The 22343-nt window shown below is 58.9% G+C and carries 22 protein-coding genes; 7 read left to right on the top strand and 15 right to left on the bottom strand.

Features of this window, described 5'->3' with window-relative positions; all coding sequences use genetic code 11:
* Positions 1-10 precede the first annotated feature (10 nt).
* Positions 11-1288 (top strand): hemolysin family protein, encoded by a 1278-nt coding sequence (locus DDE77_RS12595; RefSeq protein ID WP_170116519.1) that lies wholly within the window; start codon positions 11-13, stop codon positions 1286-1288.
* 9 nt (positions 1289-1297) lie between these two features.
* Here DDE77_RS12595 and DDE77_RS12590 read toward each other — a convergent pair whose 3' ends face one another.
* From DDE77_RS12590 to rpsF, 11 genes are all read right to left on the bottom strand, one after another.
* A complete protein-coding gene (locus DDE77_RS12590) occupies positions 1298-1897 on the bottom strand; it encodes a GNAT family N-acetyltransferase (protein ID WP_108397803.1) in 600 nt (199 codons plus the stop codon).
* A gap of 9 nt (positions 1898-1906) precedes the next feature.
* Positions 1907-2644: an SDR family NAD(P)-dependent oxidoreductase gene (locus DDE77_RS12585; protein ID WP_108397802.1), complete on the bottom strand. Its 738-nt coding sequence runs from the start codon at positions 2642-2644 to the stop codon at positions 1907-1909.
* On the bottom strand, positions 2644-4134 hold the full coding sequence (purF, locus tag DDE77_RS12580) for an amidophosphoribosyltransferase (RefSeq protein WP_245895222.1): 1491 nt from the start codon (positions 4132-4134) through the stop codon (positions 2644-2646). Before purF ends, DDE77_RS12585 begins: the two co-directional genes overlap by 1 nt.
* A 169-nt stretch (positions 4135-4303) precedes the next feature.
* A complete protein-coding gene (locus DDE77_RS12575; protein ID WP_108397800.1) occupies positions 4304-4924 on the bottom strand; it encodes a CvpA family protein in 621 nt (206 codons plus the stop codon).
* Positions 4925-5045: 121 nt separating this feature from the next.
* A complete protein-coding gene (gene radA / locus DDE77_RS12570; RefSeq protein WP_108397799.1) occupies positions 5046-6446 on the bottom strand; it encodes a DNA repair protein RadA in 1401 nt (466 codons plus the stop codon).
* A gap of 2 nt (positions 6447-6448) precedes the next feature.
* Positions 6449-6997 carry a DUF1697 domain-containing protein gene (locus DDE77_RS12565; RefSeq protein WP_157959811.1) on the bottom strand — a complete coding sequence of 183 codons (549 nt, stop codon included), beginning with the start codon at positions 6995-6997 and terminating at the stop codon, positions 6449-6451.
* 77 nt (positions 6998-7074) lie between these two features.
* Complete coding sequence (gene alr / locus DDE77_RS12560) at positions 7075-8214, bottom strand: alanine racemase (protein ID WP_108397797.1); 1140 nt, start codon at positions 8212-8214, stop codon at positions 7075-7077.
* Between the two features lie 3 nt (positions 8215-8217).
* Positions 8218-9702, bottom strand: a complete 1485-nt coding sequence (locus DDE77_RS12555) for a replicative DNA helicase (RefSeq protein ID WP_108397796.1) — start codon at positions 9700-9702, stop codon at positions 8218-8220.
* Between the two features lie 236 nt (positions 9703-9938).
* Entirely contained in the window at positions 9939-10511 is a 573-nt protein-coding gene (gene rplI, locus DDE77_RS12550) for a 50S ribosomal protein L9 (RefSeq protein ID WP_108397795.1), read from the bottom strand.
* Positions 10512-10600: 89 nt separating this feature from the next.
* Entirely contained in the window at positions 10601-10855 is a 255-nt protein-coding gene (rpsR, locus tag DDE77_RS12545; RefSeq protein WP_046169334.1) for a 30S ribosomal protein S18, read from the bottom strand.
* Positions 10856-10874: 19 nt separating this feature from the next.
* Complete coding sequence (gene rpsF, locus DDE77_RS12540) at positions 10875-11288, bottom strand: 30S ribosomal protein S6 (RefSeq protein WP_108397794.1); 414 nt, start codon at positions 11286-11288, stop codon at positions 10875-10877.
* 368 nt (positions 11289-11656) lie between these two features.
* On the opposite strand from rpsF, the gene fabD reads away from it, so the two are divergent.
* The 6 genes from fabD to gmk all read left to right on the top strand — a co-directional run bounded on the left by fabD (position 11657) and on the right by gmk (position 17154).
* Positions 11657-12604: an ACP S-malonyltransferase gene (fabD, locus tag DDE77_RS12535; RefSeq protein WP_108397846.1), complete on the top strand. Its 948-nt coding sequence runs from the start codon at positions 11657-11659 to the stop codon at positions 12602-12604.
* Between the two features lie 54 nt (positions 12605-12658).
* On the top strand, positions 12659-13396 hold the full coding sequence (fabG, locus tag DDE77_RS12530) for a 3-oxoacyl-[acyl-carrier-protein] reductase (RefSeq protein ID WP_108397793.1): 738 nt from the start codon (positions 12659-12661) through the stop codon (positions 13394-13396).
* 202 nt (positions 13397-13598) lie between these two features.
* Positions 13599-13835, top strand: a complete 237-nt coding sequence (locus DDE77_RS12525) for an acyl carrier protein (protein WP_108397792.1) — start codon at positions 13599-13601, stop codon at positions 13833-13835.
* 24 nt (positions 13836-13859) lie between these two features.
* Positions 13860-15128, top strand: coding sequence for a beta-ketoacyl-ACP synthase II (gene fabF / locus DDE77_RS12520; protein WP_108397791.1), 1269 nt, complete (start codon positions 13860-13862; stop codon positions 15126-15128).
* Positions 15129-15284: 156 nt separating this feature from the next.
* A complete protein-coding gene (gene mltG, locus DDE77_RS12515) occupies positions 15285-16391 on the top strand; it encodes an endolytic transglycosylase MltG (RefSeq protein ID WP_108397790.1) in 1107 nt (368 codons plus the stop codon).
* 115 nt (positions 16392-16506) lie between these two features.
* Positions 16507-17154 (top strand): guanylate kinase, encoded by a 648-nt coding sequence (gene gmk / locus DDE77_RS12510; RefSeq protein WP_108397789.1) that lies wholly within the window; start codon positions 16507-16509, stop codon positions 17152-17154.
* A gap of 5 nt (positions 17155-17159) precedes the next feature.
* Here the strand turns inward: gmk and rsmA are convergent, their stop codons facing one another.
* From rsmA to DDE77_RS12490, 4 genes are all read right to left on the bottom strand, one after another.
* The gene (gene rsmA, locus DDE77_RS12505; RefSeq protein ID WP_108397788.1) at positions 17160-18008 is read right to left on the bottom strand and encodes a 16S rRNA (adenine(1518)-N(6)/adenine(1519)-N(6))-dimethyltransferase RsmA; all 849 of its coding nucleotides are present in this window, start codon (positions 18006-18008) and stop codon (positions 17160-17162) included.
* Positions 18005-19003 (bottom strand): 4-hydroxythreonine-4-phosphate dehydrogenase PdxA, encoded by a 999-nt coding sequence (gene pdxA / locus DDE77_RS12500; RefSeq protein WP_108397787.1) that lies wholly within the window; start codon positions 19001-19003, stop codon positions 18005-18007. The genes rsmA and pdxA overlap by 4 nt, the downstream gene beginning before the upstream one ends.
* 54 nt (positions 19004-19057) lie before the next feature.
* The gene (locus DDE77_RS12495; protein WP_157959810.1) at positions 19058-19957 is read right to left on the bottom strand and encodes a SurA N-terminal domain-containing protein; all 900 of its coding nucleotides are present in this window, start codon (positions 19955-19957) and stop codon (positions 19058-19060) included.
* A gap of 110 nt (positions 19958-20067) precedes the next feature.
* Positions 20068-22329, bottom strand: a complete 2262-nt coding sequence (locus DDE77_RS12490; protein WP_108397785.1) for an LPS-assembly protein LptD — start codon at positions 22327-22329, stop codon at positions 20068-20070.
* Between the last annotated feature and the right edge of the window lie 14 nt (positions 22330-22343).

The raw sequence follows: 22343 nt of genomic DNA, 5'->3' as shown, positions 1-22343 counted from the left end.
CGCTGAAATTTTGATCGTCGTGGTTCTGACCGTCGTCAACGGCTTGTTGGCAATGTCAGAATTGGCAGTGGTTTCTGCGCGGCCCGCCCGGCTGCGCAACATGGCTGACCAGGGCAACAGAGGGGCAGCGACGGCCATCAAGCTGGCTGAAGATCCCGGAAAGTTCCTCTCCTCGGTTCAGATCGGCATTACACTTGTTGGCGTTCTGTCCGGTGCATTCTCCGGCGCCACGCTGGGCCTGCGTCTGACGGACTGGTTCAAGTCCATCGGCATGGCCGCTAATCTGGCCGACGTGCTGGGCGTAGGCATCGTGGTGGTCCTGATCACCTATATTTCGCTGATCATCGGCGAACTCGTGCCCAAGCAGATCGCCCTACGAGACGCCGAGGGCGTAGCCGCTCGAGTTGCTCCCGCGATGAAAACCATCGCGGCAATCGGCTCTCCTCTCGTCTGGCTGCTCGACATATCGGGCAAGGCCGTTTTGACCTTGCTGGGGCAGGGGGGTGAAACCGAGGAAACGGTCACCGAAGAAGAAGTTAAAACCATTATTGCCGAAGCCACGACGGCCGGCGTTATCGAAAGCGACGAGCACTCGATGATCTCGGGTGTGATGCGCCTCGCCGACCGGTCCGCGCGTGGCCTGATGACGCCGCGCCTTGATGTCGACGTGGTCGATCTGGCTGACGATGGCGACGAAATTCGCCGTACGATCCTCGACACCCATCGCTCTCGCTTGCTTGTGCAGGACGGCGATTCTGACTCCATCATCGGTGTGGTCGCCATCAAGGACATCATCGGCGTCTTCGCCAATGGTCAGCCGTTGGACTTGCGCAAATTCGTCCAGCCCGTACCTGTGGTCATGGATCACGCCGACGCCCTGGACGTCGTTCGCGCCATCCGCAACTCCACCGTGCACATGGCTCTGGTGGTAGATGAATACGGCCACTTCGAGGGCATCGTTACTTCGGGTGATATCCTTGAGGTCATCACTGGCGTCTTCCAGGAGGAAACGGGCGACGACCCGGCCATCGTTAAACGCGAAGATGGCTCCTACCTCGTTGCCGGCTGGATGCCCGTGGACGAGTTCGGTGAAAAGCTCAAGCTCGCCATACCGCGCGATGCCAAGTACGAAACTGTTGCTGGTTACGTGCTGTCCATCATCAACCGCCTGCCAAGCGTTGGCGAAACCTTTGAGCACAATGGCTGGAAGTTCGAGGTTCTGGACCTCGATGGCCGGCGCATCGACAAGATCATGATGACTCAGCTCGAGCAGAATGCGGCAGCCTGATCCAGGCTGCTAGGCGAGCGCCATCCCGAACCAGGCGGTCCGGTCCGTACGCTTGACTGGCGTGAAGCCAACCTTCTGCCAGAAGGCAATGCCCCCTGCATTGCCGGCGCTCGCTCCAAGGTGAATGCCACGCACTTCTGCGCCACGCGCCTGTACCACCCACTTCTGCACCAGCGCGCGTCCGATTCCTTTGCCCCGCAGCCGCGGCAGCAAATTCATATGGATGTGGGCGGGATAAGTCTCCACGAGGTCCGCGGGATTGCGCTCTGGCTGCATGATAGATTCAACACGGGCACGATCAGCTTCGGTCAGCTTGCGCGTCGGATCGGCATAGCGCTCGCGGAGAGCAGGCCACCAGTGCTGCTCCAGCTGCTCAGCAAACCGGTCGGTGTCGAAGGTGCCCACCAGATAGCCGGCGACGCCCTGCTCGTCTTCTGCCACCAGCGCCTGTGCGGGCTCCAGCACCGCATAAGGCGCCGCATAAATGTGACCGATCAGATCCGGATCATTGTGCAACCGGGAAGCATCTTGCCCCGCCGCTCCTGTCACAAGGCAAATTTGGTAGAGCATGGGCAGATCGTCAGGTCGCACAGCACGCAGATTGACCATGACGCCGTCCTAGAGTTCGGAAAAAGAGCCTGTCGGCACGTCGAACAATTTGCCTGTTTCCTGCAACTGTGGGCTGAGGAGATCAACGATCCGAGGAGCGATATCGGCCGGCGTCGGCAAGGTCGCAGGATCTTCTCCCGGCATGGCCTTGGCGCGCATGGCGGTGCGCACCGCGCCGGGGTAAACAACGTTCACCTTCACCTTGGTCTGGGCGGTCTCCCCGGCATAGGATTTGACCATGGCGTCCACGGCAGCCTTGCTGGCGGCATATAACCCCCAGAACGGGCGCGCTGACCGCGCCGCAGATGAGGAAACGAATACAGCACGACCGGCATCAGACTGGCGCAACAAAAGGTCGGTAGAGCGCAACAGCCGGTAATTGGCGGCAACGTTTACCGCCATCACCTTTTCGAAGTCTTCAGGCTTCACATGAGGCAGGGGGCTCAGCACGCCCAATTGGCCGGCATTGGCAATCAATCCATCCAGTGCGCCCCAACGCTCGAATATCGCAGCGCCGAGCCGGTCGATCGCATCGCCATCGCGCAGATCAAGCGGCACCAGCGTTGCCGATGAGCCAAGGTCCTGGATCTCATCGTCCAGTTCTTCCAACCCGCCAACAGTTCGCGCAACAGCGACAACATGAGCGCCTCGCCGTGCAGCTTCGAGACCAGCCGCATAGCCGATACCCCGCGAAGCACCCGTCACCAAAATGACCTTGCCTGCGAGGTCCGTCGTCGTCTGCGCCATTAGCCCGCTTCCTTGAGAAGAGAAATCTGTTTCGGCTCGTTCTTGGAGCGGCCGTTAAGGTCGGTCAACTGCGTGGGATAGTCGCCGGTGAAATAATGGTCGGTAAATTGCGGCGCCGCATTGTTCCGCGGCTCCCCACCCACTGCATCGTAAAGACCGTCGATCGAGAGGAATTCCAGCGAGTCGGCCCCGATGAACTTGCACATGGAGGCCAGATCTTTGTGCTGGTTGGCCAGGAGCTTGTCTGGATCGGGCGTGTCGATGCCGTAATAATCAGAAAAATGGATCATGGGGCTGGCGACCCGGATATGCACCTCGGTTGCACCTGCATCGCGCATCATCTGCACAATTTTCACCGATGTCGTGCCGCGGACAATTGAATCGTCAATCAACACCACACGCTTGCCGGCGATCTCGTGGCGGTTCGCGGAATGTTTTAGCTTCACTCCGAAAGCGCGAATGGACTGCGTCGGCTCGATAAAGGTGCGCCCGACATAATGATTGCGGATGATGCCGAGCTCGAACGGTATTCCGCTGGCCTGGGCAAAGCCGATCGCCGCCGGCGTACCGCCGTCGGGTACCGGCACCACCACATCGGCTTCGACCGGGGCTTCCCTGGCCAAGTTCATACCCATGCGCTTGCGAGCACCATAAACACTCCGCCCGGCAACAACCGAATCAGGCCGCGCGAAGTAGACATACTCAAAGAGGCACATGCGCTCGCGCCGCGCCGGGAAAGGGCGGAGCGATTCGATCGTTATCGATCCGTCCGCCTGTAGTTCGCAGACCACGACCTCCCCGTTTTCAACATCGCGCACAAATTTGGCGCCGATGATGTCGAGTGCACACGACTCCGAAGCAAAGATCGGCTTGCCGTCGAGATCGCCCAGAACGAGCGGACGAATGCCGTTAGGGTCCCGCGCCCCGATCAGCTTGGTGCGTGTCATGGCCACCATGGCATAGGCGCCTTCCACAGCCCCGATCGCGTCAACAAAGCGGTCGGACGATGACGAGCGCTGGGAGCGGGCGATCAGATGCAGAACGACTTCGGTGTCCGATGTCGACTGGCAGATAGCTCCCTGCGCGATGAGCCGGCGGCGCAGCGTCAGCCCGTTTGTGAGATTGCCGTTATGAGCAATCGCAATCCCGCCAACTTCAAGTTCGGCAAACAGCGGCTGAACATTGCGCAGAATGGTTTCGCCCGTTGTCGAATAGCGCACATGACCCATGGCCATGTTGCCCGGGATGCGCTTGAGCGTGGCAGGATCGGTGAAATGGTCGCCGACAAGGCCCAACTGACGCTCTGAATGGAACTGGCGCCCATCAAAGGTCACGATCCCAGCCGCTTCTTGTCCGCGATGCTGCAGGGCATGCAAGCCCAGCGCCGTTAGGGTAGGCGCATCGGGATGCCCCAGAATACCAAAGACGCCGCACTCTTCATGCAGCGTATCGCCATCAAGATCGAAAGCGTCATCGCTTGGACGGTTCACCGGGCTCTCCATGCCAGTGCTGCCTTAACCGCAGGGCGGGCGCCGCAAGGTGCGGCCAAGGCCAGGATGTGGGTTGTACCGCACCCATAGCCCAAAACGCTCAGCCAGACCACTACTCATCCCGGGCGGTCAGCCTTGTGATGAACGCCGGGCGCTCACCTCTTGGTTATCAAACAGGTGCCGCTGGCGCGGGATCAGAGTCGGTGACAGTGCTGTCTTCCGTCGCGTCAGTACCTTCGTCAACAGGTGTATTGGGTACATCTGTATCTTCGGTAATACCGGTGCCGCCCTTCAGAATTTCAGTAACCTGTTGTTCCAGGCCTTCTGGAAGCATCGAGATCAGCGTGTTGCCCATGCTTTGCAGATGCGGCAAGGACTGCGACTCGGCAGCCCATGGCGGAAGATTATTGGGCAGAAGCCAGGTGCCGAATATGGTCACGACGATGGCGATCAAGATGCCGCGCAGCACGCCAAACACAAAGCCAAGGGTGCGGTCGATTGGACCTACGCGACTGTCGACCACGAAATCGGCGATACGCATAGTCAGCAGATGCAGCACGATCAGCGAGACGATAAACGTCACGACGACAGTAGCGATGTCGGCAACGAGCGCCTCATCGATATATTGCCGGGCAATCTCGGGATGATACTGCCACATATAGATGGCAATCGCCGCAGAGCCCGCCCATGTGGCCAAGGATAGTACTTCACGGGTCAGCCCGCGCGCAGTGGCTAGAATTGCCGAGATCAGCACCAGCACACCCACACCAACGTCGAACGCTGTCAGCATATTTGTTCGCTTAGCTCCAATAGCCGCCCCGGCTGTGTTGGCTTCGTTTAACGACTTTACGCAGCAATGCCAAGGCTTGCCGGCATCTTGCAAGGCGATCTACCCAGAAATGGTGACGAGCCTACCACTCGTCCCGCTGCGCTTCGCGTGGCTTGCCATTGGCGGCGATCCGACCCACCAGTTCGGCCAGGGCGCTGAACTCCGAAACCTCAAGCCCAGTGTTGCGATCGGCATTGCCGATGCGCCCAGTAGAGACGGACTTGAACCCAAGCTTTTGCGCTTCCCGCAACCGCAACGATCCGTGCACGACGGGTCGAACGCCACCAGCAAGCGACACCTCCCCGAAGTAAACGGAGTCCGAAGGAAGCGGTGAACTTGTAAGGGAAGAAATCAGGGCCGCAGCCACCGCCAGATCGGCAGCTGGCTCGCTGATGCGCATGCCACCCGCCACGTTCAGGTAAATGTCATTTGCACCGATGCGCACACCGCACCGCGTCTCGAGAACCGCTAGAATCATCGAAAGCCGGGACGAGTCCCATCCAACTACCGCCCGACGCGGCGTGCCGAGCGGGGAAGGGGCCACTAGCGCCTGAATCTCGATAAGGATAGGGCGCGTGCCTTCCATGCCGGCAAAAACAGCGGAGCCGGCAGCACCTTCGTCGCGCTGGTCCAGGAACAAAGCCGAAGGATTGGCAACTTGCTCGAGACCAAGCTCGGTCATAGCGAAAACGCCAATCTCATCCGTAGCACCATAGCGATTCTTGACGCCGCGCAGGATGCGGAAGGTGTGACTGGTATCGCCTTCGAAATAGAGCACTGCGTCGACCATGTGCTCGACAACGCGCGGCCCCGCAATTTGTCCGTCCTTGGTGACATGGCCGACCAAAACTACGGCGGCGCCACTCTTTTTAGCAAATCGCGTCAGCGCCTGTGCGGAGGTGCGCACCTGCGTCACCGTTCCCGGCGCGCTGTCCACTCGATCAGTCCAAAGCGTCTGGATCGAGTCAATAATGACGAGGTCGGGCGCCGCGCCGTTTTCCAGTGTCGCGAGGATAATCTCGACATTTGTTTCAGCTGCCAGCAGAACCGGCGCTTCTCCCAGACCCAAGCGTTGGGCACGCAGCCGAACCTGCGCAACGGCTTCTTCACCCGACACATAAACCACACGCTTGCCTTGGTTCGCCAAGGACGCTGCCGATTGCAGCAACAGCGTGGACTTGCCAATTCCCGGGTCACCACCGACCAGCAATGCCGAACCTTTGACGAACCCACCGCCGGTGACCCGATCGAGTTCGCCTATCCCGGTTACAACTCGGGCGGCACTCTCGGTCTCTCCGGACAGCGGCACCAGATTGGTCGGGCGTCCACCAGCCTTGGCCGATTTCGGGCCAGCGCCGACTCCAGAGTCGGTTATCTCCTCGACAATGGTGTTCCACTCGCCGCAGGCATCACAGCGGCCCTGCCAACGGCTGGTGACGGCACCACAGGCTTGGCACACGAAAGTGGATCGGGATTTTGCCAAACCTATAGTCCTTGCCTGTTCTGTTGGTTCGTTGAGCGTTCGACCAGCCCGCGTAAAGTGTTCCAGTTGCGGGCAGTCGCCAGTCCGCTCCATCTTTCAATCATGCTTGGAAGTTTGGACTGCGAAACACCACCGCCGTAATCAACAATCAGGTGCTGTCCAACAACGCGTAACTCTTCGGGTCCCTTGTATTCCTTTATCCACCCGAACTCAGGACGATCGGCGGCGAAGAAATAGACGCCCATTTGAGAGGGACGGGAGATTGCAGCCTCAGGCAGGGGATTGGCTTCGTACACAGTCCTGACTTGCTCGGCATTCCTTACGATGGCCCGATTGCTTTCCGGTAGACCCAGGTCTCGCACAATGGCGTTCATTGATTGGGTGATCTCGTGAAGCGAGCCGCTTGCCTCAACGATCATGTTCCCAGTAGCCAAGTAAGTTTGCGGTTCTTTAAAACCTGTTCTGCTCACTGCATCCCGCCACCGAGCCATGGACATGATCTTGTGCGTGATCGGTCCAATGGCGCGCAGCAGCACGACGAATACAGCCAAGTTCAACCCCCGCCCTGGAACATTTCTCAACCAATATCTAGGATGGGAACAGCTCGATGGCAAGAACAAAGAGTGAACTACTCGGTGGCTTCGACGGGCAGATTGCCATCGCCGACATAGTTCCTGTGATAGCGTCCTTTAAGAGATGTCAGCACTTCATAGCCGATAGTCCCCGCGGCATCGGCCTGGTCATCAATCCCCACGATGTTCCCGAGAACCTCTGCTCCTTCGCCGGGGTTGGGAAGGTCCGGCCCGAGCTCAGTGATATCGACCGTCATTTGATCCATAGATACTCGGCCTATCACCGGGCATATCTTGCCCCGGATCACCACCTTGCCGCCTGGTCGGGTGTTGGTACCGGAGAGCGAGCGGAAGAAGCCGTCGGCATAACCGTGGCCGAGAATCGCCAACCGGCTGTCGCGCGATAGCGAATAGCTCGCGCCATAGCCGACGCTTTCCCCGGTCCGTGCTTCCTTGATCTGCAGGATCGGCACATGCAGCGTAACAACTGGCGCCATGGGATTTTTCCGGCCGGTGACCGCGCGACCGCCATAAAGCGCAATGCCGGGCCGCACCATCTGAAAATGGTAGTCGCGCCCGGTCATCAGCCCTGCTGAATTCGAGAGGGATGCCGGAATGCCCGGGAATAGGTTCATGACAGAACCGAACAGCGCAAGTTGGGTGCGGTTCTTCTCGTGATTGGGCACATCGGCACAGGCGAGATGGCTCATGATCATTTGCGGCGCATAGCCTAACGCCTGGATGCGATCGCGCACATGAGGGGCTTCGTTGAGCCTGAAGCCAAAGCGATTAAGGCCGGTGTCGAAGTGCAGCGCAGCAGGGTAAGCTTCGTTGCGCTCCAGGCACTTGGCCAGCCATTCTTCCAGCATCGCGACAGAGGCAAGCACCGGCATAAGATTTTGCCGGATGTAGAGATTGGCAGCGCCAGGATAGAGGCCGTTCAAAACAAAGATATGCGCCTGCGGAACTGCTGCGCGTACGGCCATACCTTCGTCAGGCGTCGCCACAAAGAAAAAGCGAGCACCTGCAGCAAAGAGCGCTCTGCTCGCCATGGTAACCCCGGTGCCATAGGCGTCAGCCTTCACCACAGCAGCCGTTAGAGAACCGGCGCTCACCTTATCAAGCGCGCGCCAGTTCCGGGCCAAAGCCCCAAGATCGATGCTCAACTGCCCGCCGAGGCCAGACGTCAGCGCCATGAATTATTCCATGCGCTCAGGGAGATATTCGGCGCGCGCCAAATTGCCGAAGCGCGTGAACTGCGCCTCGAAGCTGAGCTGCACGGTACCGGTGGGCCCGTGGCGCTGCTTGGCGATAATAACTTCGGCCTTGCCGTGCACCTTTTCCATCTCCCCTTGCCAAGCGATGTGCTCTGGCGTGCCCTCTTTGGGCTCCTTGTTCTTGAGATAATACTCTTCGCGATAAACGAACAGCACCACGTCGGCATCCTGCTCGATAGAACCCGATTCGCGCAGATCCGCTAGCTGGGGATGTTTATCATCACGCGCTTCCACCTGACGGGACAGCTGGCTAAGCGCAATGATCGGCACTTCGAGTTCCTTGGCTAGCGCCTTGAGCGTGGTGGTAATCTCTGTCAGCTCTTGCACGCGATTCTGGCTCGATGCTTTGCTTGAGCCAGACAGCAGCTGCAAATAGTCGACGATCAAGCAATCAAGCCCCTTTTGCCGCTTGAGACGTCGCGCACGGGCCGCCAACTGCGCTACGCTGATACCGCCGGTGTCATCGATATAGAGCGGCAGCTTGCTCATCATGTTGGAGACGTCGACGAGCTTGGAAAACTGAGAATCGTGGATGCGGCCACGCCGAATGTCGGACGACGATACTTCAGCCTGCTCCGCGAGAATACGTGTCGCGAGCTGTTCCGAGCTCATTTCCAGGCTGAAGAAGCCCACCACGCCGCCATTGATCGTCTTCATATTGCCATCCGCTTGCACTTCGCCCTGATAGGATTTGGCGACATTGAAAGCGATGTTGGTCACGAGCGAAGTCTTGCCCATCGCCGGGCGACCCGCAAGGATGATCAAGTCCGAGCGCTGCAATCCGCCCATCTGGCGGTCGAGGTCATCAAGGAGAGTTGCAATACCCGAAAGGCCGCCATCACGCTGATAAGCTTCACCAGCCATCTGGATGGATGCACTGAGTGCGCTGCCGAAATTCTGGAACCCACCGTCATACCGACCTTTTTCAGCCAGCTGGAACAGCTCGCCCTCGACTTTCTCGATCTGCTTGTTGGGCGTCATTTCGACGTCCGATTCGTAGGCGACTTGCACCATTTCCTCGCCGACGAGGATCAGATTGCGGCGAATAGCCAGGTCATAGATCGCCTGCCCGTAGTCAGCGGCGTTCAGCACGGTCGTTGCTTCAGCAGCCAGACGCGCAAGATATTGCGCCATTGTGACGTCGGGCAGCAGCTGGTCCGGAAGGTGCGTCTTTATGGTCGTCGGATCAGCCGATTTGCCGGCGCGGATGATCTTGCCCGCGAGCTCATAGATGTCCCGATGAATTGGCTCATAGAAGTGCTCGGGATTGAGGAAGTCCGAAACACGGTAGAACGCATCATTGTTGATCAGGATAGCGCCCAGCAAAGCCTGTTCGGCCTCGATGTTGTGCGGGGCGACGCGGAAGGATTTCTCCTCGACCGGATGTAGTCGTGCGATCTCTGCCATGATGTGCCTCGGGAAGTGTTAACCTTTCTTAACCACGTGCGGTGGGCAAGAGTCTCGGAGTAACCCGCAAAGGTTAATGCGCGGAGAACCATGCTGTGGACACTGTGAACAACGGGGAAAGCCAAAGGTGTTTATTGCACGAGAACAAGGCGTGAACAAGATGAGTCGCAGCTAGCGTAACCGCAATAAAAAAGCCGGGCGCTAAGCCCGGCTTGATAGCGTAATCCAACTGGTGCTTAGACTTCGTCGTCGAACCGGTCGTCCTGCATTGCGTCACGCTGGCCAGCAGCGAAATCGCCTTCGGTGTCATCATCATAATGGGTGACGGTTACGTCTTCACCAGCCGACTGGCGAGTGGCTTCGTCTTCCGAACGAGCGACGTTAACGTTGATCGACACGGCCACTTCGGCATGCAGGTTCAGCGAAACGGAATGTACGCCGACCGACTTGATAGGGTCTGCAAGATCAACCTGCGAACGCTGGATCGTGAAGCCGTCGACAGCCAGTGCCTCGACGATGTCGCGCGATGCAACCGAACCGTAGAGCTGACCGGTTTCACCAGCCTGACGGATGATGACGACAGTGCGCCCATTCAGGCCCTCTGCAATGCCAGCAGCGGCATTGCGACGGTCTTCGTTGCGCTTTTCGATGTGAGCGCGCTCGCCTTCGAACTTCTGGCGGTTGGCGGCAGTAGCACGAAGTGCCTTGCCCTGAGGCAGGAGGAAGTTACGGGCAAAGCCGTCCTTCACCGTAACTTCGTCGCCGATGGAGCCGGTGCGGCCCACGCGCTCGAGCAGAATAACTTTCATTGGAAAAATCCTTGTAGCTGTCCCGTCCCTATGAACGGTTAGGAGTTCCGGACCATCCGGAACCCCAGCGATATGCCGATTGGCCGAACTTACTGGACGGCGTAGGGCATGATGCCGATGAAGCGGGCGCGCTTGATCGCCTGGGCGAGTTCACGCTGCTTCTTGGCGGAAACGGCCGTGATACGGCTGGGAACGATCTTGCCGCGCTCGGAAACATAGCGCGACAGCAGACGCACGTCCTTGTAGTCGATCTTTGGCGCGCCTTCACCCGAGAACGGGCAGGTCTTGCGGCGGCGCTGGAACGGACGGCGGGCCTGGGCGGTGGTAAGGTCTTTGATTGCCATAGCTTAAACAGTCCTTTGATTAGAAACGGCGTGGACGGCGTTCGCCGCCAAAGCCACCGCGATCACCGCCGCGATCGGGACGGCCACCTGCGCGGTCACCATCGTCACGGTCGCGCTTTTGCATCATTGCCGACGGGCCTTCTTCCAGCTCGTCTACACGCACTGTCATGAAGCGCAGAATGTCTTCATTGATGCGCATCTGGCGCTCCATTTCGGCAACGGCCTGCGGCGCTGCCTCGATGTTGAGCAGGGTATAGTGAGCCTTGCGGTTCTTGCGGATGCGGTAGGAGAGACCCTTGAGGCCCCAATATTCGTTCTTGGTGACCTTGCCGCCGCCATTGGCGAGAACTTCGGTCAGGGCAGCGGTGAGCTCTTCAACCTGCTGCTGCGATACGTCCTGGCGGGCCAGGAAAATATGCTCGTAAAGGGCCATTGATGCGCCTTCCTTTGTGGTTGCAACACAGCATTGTCTGGCGCGGAGCCTCCTTGAAGCCGGAAAGGGCATCAAAGCAGTCTTGCAAAGAGCGGGAACACGGGAGGCCGGGCTACGCCCTATCTGCCGTTGCGTTCAACGACAAACCCTCCGTTCAGCCCCCGGCCAAACGAATTGCTGGCCGGCGTATAGGGCAGCATGGCCGCAAAAGCAAGCCATTGAGGTGTTTGTGATGGCGCCAGCAAACGCTTGCGCCCGCCCGCTCGCGTCATGTGCCTTGACTCCGCCACACCCGTTGGGCACACGCCGCGCAACTGGACACGGCGCCGAACGGTTGTCAAAGTGATGCAGGAGAGGGACCTTACATGATCAAGCGCGCATTCACCTTCCCGGGTCAGGGCAGCCAGGCTGTTGGTATGGGCAAGGATTTGGCCGACGCTTTCCCCGAAGCGCGCGCCGTATTCGAGGAAGTCGATGAGGCACTGGGCCAAAATTTGTCGGCTATCATGTTCGAAGGTCCCGATGACGTCCTGCGCCTTACGGAAAATGCACAGCCGGCGCTAATGGCAGCCAGCGTTGCCGTGGTCCGTGTTCTGGCAAGCAAAGGCATAAGCCTTTCGGAACATGCGGCTTATGTCGCCGGCCACTCATTGGGCGAGTACTCCGCGCTTTGCGCGGCAGGTACCTTCTCCCTTGCAGACACAGCGCGTCTCCTCAAGACCCGTGGCCAAGCCATGCAGAAAGCGGTTCCTGTCGGCCATGGCGCAATGGCGGCGCTGATCGGGTTGGATTTGGAAGCGGCGCGGGAGGTCGCGACGGAAGCCGGGCAGGGCGATGTTTGCGAGGTCGCGAACGACAATGCCCCCGGGCAAGTTGTTATTTCAGGCGCTACCCCCGCTATTGAAAGGGCGCTGGATATTGCCAAGGCAAAGGGCGCCAAGCGTGCGCTGCTGCTCCCGGTGAGCGCGCCCTTCCACTGCTCGTTGATGCAGCCAGCTTCTGAGGCCATGGCTCAGGCATTGTCTGAAGTCGACATGCAGGCTCCGTCCGTTCCGCTGATTGCGAACGTCACCGCCTCGAGCCTGACAGACCCTGATGAGATCCGGCAGAGCCTTGTTCGACAGGTAACCGGCGTGGTTCGCTGGACCGAAAGCATTGAGTGGCTGACTGGCGAAGGCGGGGTAACCCATTTGGCGGAACTTGGTACGGGAAAGGTGCTGAGCGGCCTGGCCAAGCGCATCAACGCCGATGCCACCACCGCGGCCATCGGGACCTCCGCTGACATTGACGCCTTTGTAGCTCAACTCTCCGCCTAGCCAGTCGGTAGCACCGGCAGCGACATGAATCGAAATCTCCGTTGGGAGCGCTAAATGTTTGATCTTTCTGGTAAGCGTGCATTGGTAACCGGCGCAAGCGGCGGCATCGGCCGCGAAATTGCGAAATCCTTAGCGGCAGCCGGCGCCACTGTAGCGCTGAGCGGCACTCGCGTCGGAGCCTTGGAGGACACGGCCAGGGAGATCGGGGAAAATAGCCCCATCCTTCCCTGTAACCTATCCAAGCTGGACGAGGTCGATAAGCTGGTTCCGTCGGCCGAAGCGGCTCTGGGCGGTATCGACATCCTGGTGAACAATGCTGGCATGACGCGTGACAATATCTTCATGCGCATGAAGGACGAAGAATGGGACGAGGTGATCGCGGTCAATCTGACGGCGGCGTTCCATCTCAATCGCGCTGTCCTGCGCCCGATGATGAAGCAACGCTTCGGCCGGATTATCGGCATCTCATCGGTTGTTGGCGTTATGGGAAATCCAGGGCAGGGGAACTATGCTGCTTCCAAGGCGGGGCTGATTGGTATGAACAAGGCCCTCGCACATGAAGTCGCCTCGCGTGGTATTACGGTCAATTCAATTGCCCCTGGCTTCATCGCTTCGGCCATGACCGACGAGCTCAACGACAAGCAACGCGAACAGATCCTGTCGACCATACCAGCCAACCGGCTCGGAACCGCCCAGGAAGTTGCGGGTTGTGCGGTTTTCCTGGCTAGTGATGCGGCAGCCTACATCACTGGCCATACGCTGAACGTCAATGGTGGCATGGCAATGATCTAAAGCCGGGGATAAGCACAGGTTGAGCTTATGGCCATTGCGCAGCAAGTGTGATACTCGCCGCCGCTGTAGGCCCGGCAGACTGGCTTGCGGGCGTCTCAAAGCGCGCCTACATTACCTTCAGTCAGCCAACGGTGCTTGAAGAATTGGCGCCGCGCCAATAAGAAACAAAACGAAACCTCGATTTCTAAAAAGGGAAGTCAATATGAGCGATGTCGCTGATCGGGTCCGCAAGATCGTTGTGGAACACCTCAATGTGGATGCCGAGAAGGTTGTCGAAAAGGCAAGCTTCATCGACGATCTGGGTGCTGACTCCCTCGACCAGGTTGAACTGGTGATGGCCTTTGAAGAAGAATTCTCCGTTGAGATCCCGGACGATGCTGCCGAGCAGATCCAGACGTTCGGCGATGCCGTTTCCTTCCTCACCAAGGCTGTCGGCTAACGCCGAGAGAAAGACATCTTGACCATGGAATTACGCCGCGTCGTCGTAACCGGGTTGGGCTTGGTAACGCCCCTCGGCTGCGGAGTTGAAGCTACTTGGGCCAATATTTTGGCTGGCAAAAGTGGCGCCAAACGAATCGACGATTTCCAGGTCGATGACATTGCTTGTCAGATCGCTCATCGCTTGCCGCTCGGCGACTCCGCCGACGGCAAGTACAATCCTGATGAGTGGATGGACACCAAGGAACAGCGCAAGGTTGATCCTTTCATCGTTTATGCCATGGCTGCTTCCAAGCAAGCGATCGATGATGCCGGGGTCGAGCCAAAGACCCAGGAAGATGCGGAGCGCACCGGCGTCTTGATCGGTTCGGGCATTGGTGGTGTCGGCGGCATCTATGATGCTTCCGTTACCCTGCACGAAAAGGGACCGCGTCGCATCAGCCCCTTCTTTATCCCGGGCCGGCTTATCAATCTCGCGTCAGGCTATGTCTCTATTCGGTTCGGCCTCAAGGGGCCAAACCACTCAGTGGTGACGGCATGTTCCACGGGTGCCCATGCAATCGGCGATGCGGCTCGTCTGATTGCCTTAGGCGACGCAGATGTCATGATCGCCGGGGGTGCGGAAAGCTGCGTCAACCGGCTTGCATTGGCAGGTTTCGCTGCAGCCAGGGCCCTGTCAACCGGATACAACGACAATCCCGAAGCTGCATCTCGTCCCTATGACAAGGATCGGGACGGCTTTGTGATGGGCGAGGGTGCCGGCATTGTCGTCCTTGAAGATTACGAACGCGCCAAGGCTCGCGGAGCCAAGATCTATGGCGAAATAATCGGCTATGGTCTCTCCGGCGACGCCTATCACATCACGGCCCCGTCGCCCGATGGTGATGGTGGCTTCCGCGGCATGAGCGCTGCCGTGAAACGCGCTGGCATTCAGCCGTCCGACATCGATTATATCAATGCTCATGGCACTTCGACGCCGCTCGGCGACGAGATAGAACTCGGAGCAGTGACCCGGGTGCTTGGTGACTCCGCCGGTAAAGCTTTCATGAGCTCTACTAAGTCGGCAATCGGGCATCTGCTGGGCGCTGCGGGTTCCGTTGAAGCGATCTTCTGTCTTCTTGCCATGCGCGACGGCATCGTGCCTCCAACGCTAAACCTTGATAATCCATCCGTCGAAACCCCAATCAATTTGGTGCCAAAGGTTGCGATCAAGAAGGAAGTGAATGTGGCGCTTTCCAACAGCTTCGGCTTCGGCGGCACCAACGCTACGCTCGTGATGCGCAAGGCCAGCTGAGTCTCTGCAAGTTTTTGGGGCACATTGCGCTGCGGCGCAGTGTGCCCTTGTTCTTGCCTCATCGCATGCAACAAGTGCCGATTCCTGCTCCGTGCCGAGATGATGACAAGATCAGCGGCTAACGCGATGGCGACCTAGGCTCGAGGATGACACAAGATGAATGATCGCAAGGCTCGGCGCGCGCGCCGTCGTTCCAGAAACGGCTTCATCGACGTTCTCAACGGAGTGCTCACGCTTTTCATCATCGGCCTTGTTCTTGCCGGTGGTGCCCTGCTGTATCTCTTCTCGCAATATTATAGCGCCGGCCCATCAACGGCCGAGACCACCTTTCGCGTAGAGGCAGGCAACACGTTATCCACTGCTGCTGCCAGGCTCGAAGATCAAGGTCTGATCAGCAATGCTTTCATTTTCCGCCAGGTGGCCCAACGCATAGAGTCCAACGCGCCGATCAAAGCGGGAGATTTCCGTATTCCGGCAGGCGCTAGCATGTCGGACATCTTCCGGGAACTTACCCAAGGCAATCCGGTTCGCTATGCGGTCACCATCCCCGAGGGCTGGACGGTTTGGCAGGTCGTGCAAAGGCTCGAGGGCACAAGTGATCTGCAGGGCGAGGTGGCCGCTCTTCCGCCGGAAGGTTCGATCCTGCCGGGCAGTTATGATTATGTTCCCGGCGATACGCGCCAGTCCGTGCTGGACAAGATGCAGTCTGCCATGGAAACCGCGCTCGCCGAGATTTGGGAAAGCCGCGAGCCGGATCTTCCGCTCGAATCTCCTGAGCAACTCCTGACACTCGCCTCGATAGTTGAAAAGGAAACAGGCGTAGGAACGGAACGCCCTCAAGTGGCTGCCGTATTCGTCAATCGGCTGCGCGAGGGCATGCGTCTGCAGTCCGATCCGACGATCATCTACGGCATTACCAAGGGGCAGGCGCCGCTGGACCGCGGAATACGCCGCTCCGAAATTGAAGAGAAAACTGATTACAACACCTACCAGATCGATGGTCTGCCGCCGACGCCGATCGCCAATCCAGGTGTTGAGGCACTGAGGGCGGTTGCCAATCCTGACACGCACGATTACCTCTACTTCGTCGCCAAAGGCGCTTCGCCGAGCGAAGGCCACGTATTTGCCGAGACCTATGCGGAGCACCGGCAGAACGTCGCCCGCTACAGGCAAATCGCAAGCGAAGCCGAAGCGGAAGCTGCCCGTCAGGCGCTCGAAACCGAGCAAGGCGAAGAGGCGGGTGACGCTCCGGCTCAGCCTTAGAACTGCAACCGTGCATCTGGTGCGAGTGGGGCAGTGGAACCCGCCCTGATCGCCCTTGACCTCGGGGCGGCGATGGATCAATTACGCGGGCACGTGCAGAACATCGAATAGGAACATGCTGGTGGAGTTTCAGCGCCGCGGCGTCATGCTGGTTATTGCCTCGCCATCCGGTGCTGGGAAGTCGTCAATCTCCCGCGCCCTTTTCGGTGCAGATCCCAACATCAAGCTTTCTGTTTCCGTAACCACCCGCGCCCGGCGCACGGACGAAGTGGATGGCAAGCACTACCACTTCATCGACGTGCCTACCTTCAAGCGTATGCAGGCCGATGGCGAATTGCTCGAATCTGCAGAAGTGCACGGAAATTTCTATGGCACGCCGCGCGCTAGGGTCGAGGAGCAACTCGCAGCTGGCAACGACATCCTGTTCGACATCGATTACCAAGGCACTCTGCAGCTGTACCGCAACAGTCGCAAGGACATGGTCACCGTCTTTATTCTGCCGCCTTCCATCAAGGAACTACGCGCCCGCCTGGAACGGCGTGCTCAGGACAGTGTGGGCACTATTGAGAAGCGCCTGCGTAATGCGCGCCTTGAGATGGAGCACTTCAGCGAATACGACTATGTTATCGTCAATGAAGACCTCGAGGCGTCCACTCAGCGGGTCCGTTCGATCCTCGTTTCTGCGCGGCTCGAGCGTGAGCGTCAGCTCAATTTAACGAGCTTTGTGCAGGACTTGCAGAGCCAAATCGATTCTATCTGGTGAGGCGCCTAACGCTGCCGGACGATCGGCAGCGCCTTGGCCATCGCCAGGAATGCCTCTACGGGCAAATCTTCTGCCCGTTCATTCCCCTCCAGCTCTGCAGCCGCTAGAAGCCCTTCGACCGGCGCTCCGGTCGCCTTCAGGCTTTGCCGCACCATTTTGCGGCGCTGGCCAAACGCTGCCCGGGTAACTTGTTCCAGATCCCGCACGACGACGTCGTCCGAAACAGCTTTGGGAACGAGATGGACCACAGCGGAGGTGACATTAGGTGGCGGCACAAAGGCCTGCCGACCAACATTGAAGGCGATCCGCGCATCGGTGCGCCAGCCGGCGAGCACGCCAAGTCGGCCATAAGGATCCTCACCCGGCTTAGCACAGATTCGTTCCGCCACCTCGCGCTGGAACATTAGCGTCAGGCTCTCAAAGAACGGAGGCCATGGATCCAGCGTCAACCAACCCGTCAGAAGCGGAGTCGCGATATTGTAAGGTAAATTTGCAATGATCCGCGTGCGGCCCTCAGCAAGGAGCTGGTAGTCAATCTCCATAGCATCGCCGCTGATAACAGTGAGCCTGCCTGGATAAGCTTGGGCGATCTGGGCTAAAGCGGGCAGCGCACGGGCATCTCGTTCGATTGCGATGACCTCCCGCGCGCCTTCGGCCAGCAGGGCTCGAGTGAGCCCACCTGGTCCGGGTCCAACCTCGATAACCCGCACACCCTCAAGGGATCCACCAACCCGGGCAATCCGGGCGGTGAGATTCAGGTCCAGCAGGAAGTTTTGCCCGAGTTCCTTTTTCGCGCGAAGACCATGTTCCGCAATAACTTCACGCAAGGGGGGCAAGTCATCGATCTGACTCATGAAGCAGTCGTCATTTCGTCGGCCATCCTGATGGCAGCAAGAAAACTCCGCGAAGAGGCTCGGCCGGTGCCGGCGAGGTCAAACGCGGTACCATGATCGGGTGAGGTCCGCACGATCGGCAGACCGAGGGTGACATTCACGGCATCTTCGAAGGCAAGCGTTTTGATGGGGATCAGCGCCTGATCATGGTACATAGCAATCACAGCATCAAACTCGGACCAGCGCGCGGGATAAAAGAGCGTGTCGGCGGGCAGGGGGCCATGAGCCGAAACGCCTTCGGCCTGGAGCTGCATCACAGCCGGTCCGACGATCTCCAGATCTTCCCGGCCGATTGCGCCGCCTTCACTGGCATGAGGATTCAAGCCTGCAACGGCAAGCTTTGGGTCCTCGATGCCAAATCTCTGTTGCAAATCGTGCGCCACAATCCGCCCGGTCTCAACAATAAGTTCCCGGCTGAGGAGCGGCGGCACATCCTTGATTGGAACATGAATGGTCACGGGCACTGCTCTAAAGCCACCATGCGCCAACATCATCACTGGCAACTTCGGAGTAGCGCCTTGCCCGCAGAGTTCCGCCAGGAACTCGGTATGACCCGGGTGAGTGAAGCCTGCGAGATAAAGCGCACCCTTGTGGATGGGGGCCGTGACAAGCGCCCGGCAATAGCCCGAAAGCGTTGCCGCTGTTGCCTGCTCTATGGCTGCAATAACGACGCCCCCAGATAGGGGCGATGTTGTTCCAGGCTGGTCGGGCACAAGCCCCTCGACATGGACGACAGGCAGCGCCTGGCTGAAAGCCGACAAAGCTTCCTCGGGAGTGCTCTCGATGAGTTGGATATCCAGCCCCAACCGCTTGGCACGAACGCGCAAAAAATCGATATGCCCAAAAACGCAGAACGGCGGAAGGAGGAACTCCTCTCGCCGCGCATAGAGATCAAGCAGGATGTCTGGGCCCACGCCGGCCGGTTCACCCATGCTGATCGCCAGCGGTTTGTTCATGTCTACCTCTGGCGATGCATGGACAGTAAAAGGCTCCGAGTCGAGCCTCCCGTCTTAGTTGTAGATGATCTTTGCCTGCTGGCGCAGCTTGTCGAGGTAGTTGCCGACCTCCCCTTTGAGCCGGTCGTTACCAGTCTCTTCGCGCAGATTGCCCTTGATGAAGGTCAGGTCTTCTGCCTGAGCTTTCTCGCAAACGGCCAGCATGGACACGCCATTCTCTACGACGCGCGGCTTGGTGATGCCTCCGACATTCAGACCAGCCAATTCCTTGGCAATAGCCTCGGGCATCTGCGTGGCATGGCGCCGGCCGACATCGATCACGGCGGCGTCAGTATATCCGAGGGAAAGATCAACTGCCGTGTCGCAGCCCGAAAATTTGGAACGATAATTGTTTGCCTGGCCGCTCCGGCCGCTCGAACCCTGTCCAACGAAGAGGATTTCTTTGAGGATGTAATCGAAGTTCTGATAGGCCTGCAGCTTGCTTTGAGCCTGTTGATCAAGCTCCAGATCTGAGATCTGCACATTGGGAACGATCGCAGCCTCGGTCACGCCATTCCAGGCGATCGCTGCGCGCAGTCGATCGCGCAAGGTGTCCATGTTAATGCCACCCTGCTGCAACATCTGTTGCAAGCGTTCCTGGCTCACGTTGATGTTGCGCGCGATCTGCAGAAAGGCCTCGTCGATCTGAGCATTGGAAACGGTGATGCCGAGCCGCTTGGCTTCCGAAAGCTGGATAGCCTCGGTGATCAATTGCTCCGTCGCGCCCTTCTGCCCGCCGGGATTTCCTTCCAGTGCGAACAGCTTTACGCGCTGGGATATCTGCACGTCGGTAATTGGCGTGCCGTTAACGGTCACGCGCACGCTCTGGGCCATTGCCGGCAAGGCTGCGGAAACGGTCAGCATTGCACCGATGATCATGGCGCTTGCGAAGCGCCCCCAGGAAGTGTTCGCCATGGCGTAGTATCCGCTCTGCAACATAAAGGAACCCGCTCTCAATGCGGGGGGAAATGCTGTCTGTCAATTGCGCAACAATGCGGCCAAAATCCGGTACCGGCCGCCTTGCGCTAATAGTCGAAGCCCGCGTTCAAGCCCGCGGGTGCCTTGATCCGGAAGCTGGCAGTGATGCGCGTGTCATTGGGGCTTGTGTGCGTTTCCCCAGTGCGGCTTACATCGGCACCCATCAGCAGGTATCCATCGTCATACTGCAGCCCTGCGCCGGCAAGGAGGAAGCTGTTCGCCGTGATGTCCCAGGAGGTTCTCGCCTTCACCGACCAGTAGTCCGCGATGGGCACACCAGCGCTAACGCCAATTTCCTGCTGATCAATGAGCTGCCCGAGATCGGGGTTGGCGGCTATATAGGTATAGTCCAGCCCGGCGCTATAGCCTGCATTAGCGTAGTTCGCGCCCACTGATGCACGGGTGAGGCGCGGCTCGTCGGTGTCGACCTGCAGTTTGCCGCCAACCATGAGGCCCGGCACAAACGAGCCGTAAGCGCCAAGAACCGCATAGGACGCATCCGTCTGCAAACCGCTGCCTATGCCGGTCTGGGCAGCATCCGCACTAGCAAAGGCGTTTTCCCCTGCGAGCTGAAAGGACTGCCCTGCGATGACCTCCAGATAGCTGCCGTCTACGAAGTTGGCTTGGTAGCGACCGCCAAGATTGACGCGCAGCCCAGTTTCCTGCCGGTCAGTACCGGAGAAGCGATTGTAGCTGAAGAGATTGGTGTCGTCGAAGACGAAGCTCTGCGCATTGTCATTGGTGATGCCAACAGCTGTGGCGCTGGAGCCCCGATAAACCAATTGCCCAATGGGCTCCACCAAATGGACTGTAGAGCCATCTTTTGCAGAAACAGGAAAGCGTACGTCCATGGCTGCAATAGGCGTGGCGCTCCAGAGCGTTGTTTCGCCCGGAGCGTCCTGTAGGCCGCTCGTGCCATCGTAATAAGCAACGTCGGCGCGTCCTCCCAAATAGGGCGTGGCCACGAAACCGCCCGCGCCAATGTACTGATTTTGCCACCCCGTCTGGAACGTTGCGTGCTGCTTGTTGCCCGCATACCCAAAACTATAGGGTACGCCGTTGATCGTAGCTGCAGCGTCGCGCTCCCGGTGAACGCCCAGCAATCGTCCGCTAATCTCTACACGGCCGGCCCCTTCGGCGAGCTCAAGCATGTGCTCGAAACGGACAGCGGGAAGCGCCTGTCCCTGCCGGTCCTGCGTTACCGGAAGCACGTCGCCAAGCAGATTGAACTGCTGAACGCGAGCGTCGAAATAGCTGTCCTGGGTGAGTTGCGTCGCATAGACTTCGTTGACCGATGAAGTCGCCGTCGAGAGATCATAATCCTCGAAAAAAGCGGCATCAGTGAAAGCCGTATAGCTCCAGCCGACGGTCCAGTCGGAAACCGGCTTGAATGTACCGGACGTTTGGACGGCGCCACGCCAGTCACGCTGAGCCTCGGAAAACGAGAAGGCTTCCTTGTCCAGCTGGTAGACGCCCGAGCCCTTGATCTGGAATGAGCCGTTATCGAACCGCTGGATCCATTCCGCACCAAGAAGCAGCCCCTGGCGGCTCATCAGGCGTGGTGTGAAAATCACATCGGTCCACTGGCTGGAATATGCCGATACTTCAAAACCGATCTGCGCGCCAACTTCGTCACTATAGGAAAAAATCGGGCGTGGCACACGAGACAGAGCCGAGTCGCTTGTGTCCGGCAGGTACAAAAAGGGAAGCCAGGCAACCGGCACGCCGAGCAGGGCCAGGCTTGGCTGCTCCAGGTAAACCGAGCCATCTTCGGCATTATAGGTGATCCGGTCAGCCCGCATGGACCAGCCGATCCGACGGCCTTTGTCGTCGATGCAATCGCCGCAGGGAGAATAGCTGGCATTTTCCAGGAGCGTTTGCAGAGCGTCATCATAGTTCGCGCTGTCAGCCGTGATGCGAGCACCATCATAGGTAGTGATGGTGATGGACTGCAGAAAAGCCTGCTTGAGGCCACCGGTGAGTTCCAGGTCAACCGTGTCGGCGATATTTCCGGAAGGATCGACAATCCGTACTGCGCCCTGAAACCGCACGGCATTTGTCTGGCGGTTGAACACCAGGCTCTCGCCGCTGACAGTATAGCCATCCTGCCGAACAACCACGTTTCCGCTGGCGGTAATAGTGCTGGTGCTGGCCTCGAAAACCAGGCTATCCGCCTCCACGGCGACCGGCGATTGCGGATTGATGGGGGCGTTGAACAGATCAATGGGGACAAGGCCGCCCGTCTGAGCCGCAGCGCCATTAGCGGACACAAGGATCGCGAGCGCACTGGCACCAGCCAGACGCAGCATCGGTTTCGTCCATG

Origin of the sequence: Devosia submarina (assembly GCF_003056345.1) — a bacterium.
GTDB classification, from domain to species: domain Bacteria; phylum Pseudomonadota; class Alphaproteobacteria; order Rhizobiales; family Devosiaceae; genus Devosia; species Devosia submarina.
This window is presented reverse-complemented; position numbering and strand designations above follow the sequence as displayed.

Coding starts and splice junctions, on each gene's coding strand:
- rpsF (WP_108397794.1), bottom strand. CDS start 11,288: ATGGCCCTTTACGAGCATATTTTCCTGGCCCGCCAGGACGTATCGCAG.
- gmk (WP_108397789.1), top strand. CDS start 16,507: ATGCTGGTGGAGTTTCAGCGCCGCGGCGTCATGCTGGTTATTGCCTCG.
- fabF (WP_108397791.1), top strand. CDS start 13,860: ATGGAATTACGCCGCGTCGTCGTAACCGGGTTGGGCTTGGTAACGCCC.
- fabG (WP_108397793.1), top strand. CDS start 12,659: ATGTTTGATCTTTCTGGTAAGCGTGCATTGGTAACCGGCGCAAGCGGC.
- DDE77_RS12525 (WP_108397792.1), top strand. CDS start 13,599: ATGAGCGATGTCGCTGATCGGGTCCGCAAGATCGTTGTGGAACACCTC.
- DDE77_RS12490 (WP_108397785.1), bottom strand. CDS start 22,329: ATGCTGCGTCTGGCTGGTGCCAGTGCGCTCGCGATCCTTGTGTCCGCT.
- DDE77_RS12575 (WP_108397800.1), bottom strand. CDS start 4,924: ATGCTGACAGCGTTCGACGTTGGTGTGGGTGTGCTGGTGCTGATCTCG.
- DDE77_RS12590 (WP_108397803.1), bottom strand. CDS start 1,897: ATGGTCAATCTGCGTGCTGTGCGACCTGACGATCTGCCCATGCTCTAC.
- DDE77_RS12495 (WP_157959810.1), bottom strand. CDS start 19,957: ATGGCGAACACTTCCTGGGGGCGCTTCGCAAGCGCCATGATCATCGGT.
- alr (WP_108397797.1), bottom strand. CDS start 8,214: ATGGCGCTGACGTCTGGCCTCGGCGGGCAGTTGAGCATCGATCTTGGG.
- mltG (WP_108397790.1), top strand. CDS start 15,285: ATGAATGATCGCAAGGCTCGGCGCGCGCGCCGTCGTTCCAGAAACGGC.
- rplI (WP_108397795.1), bottom strand. CDS start 10,511: ATGAAAGTTATTCTGCTCGAGCGCGTGGGCCGCACCGGCTCCATCGGC.
- rsmA (WP_108397788.1), bottom strand. CDS start 18,008: ATGAGTCAGATCGATGACTTGCCCCCCTTGCGTGAAGTTATTGCGGAA.
- DDE77_RS12555 (WP_108397796.1), bottom strand. CDS start 9,702: ATGGCAGAGATCGCACGACTACATCCGGTCGAGGAGAAATCCTTCCGC.
- rpsR (WP_046169334.1), bottom strand. CDS start 10,855: ATGGCAATCAAAGACCTTACCACCGCCCAGGCCCGCCGTCCGTTCCAG.
- pdxA (WP_108397787.1), bottom strand. CDS start 19,003: ATGAACAAACCGCTGGCGATCAGCATGGGTGAACCGGCCGGCGTGGGC.
- DDE77_RS12585 (WP_108397802.1), bottom strand. CDS start 2,644: ATGGCGCAGACGACGACGGACCTCGCAGGCAAGGTCATTTTGGTGACG.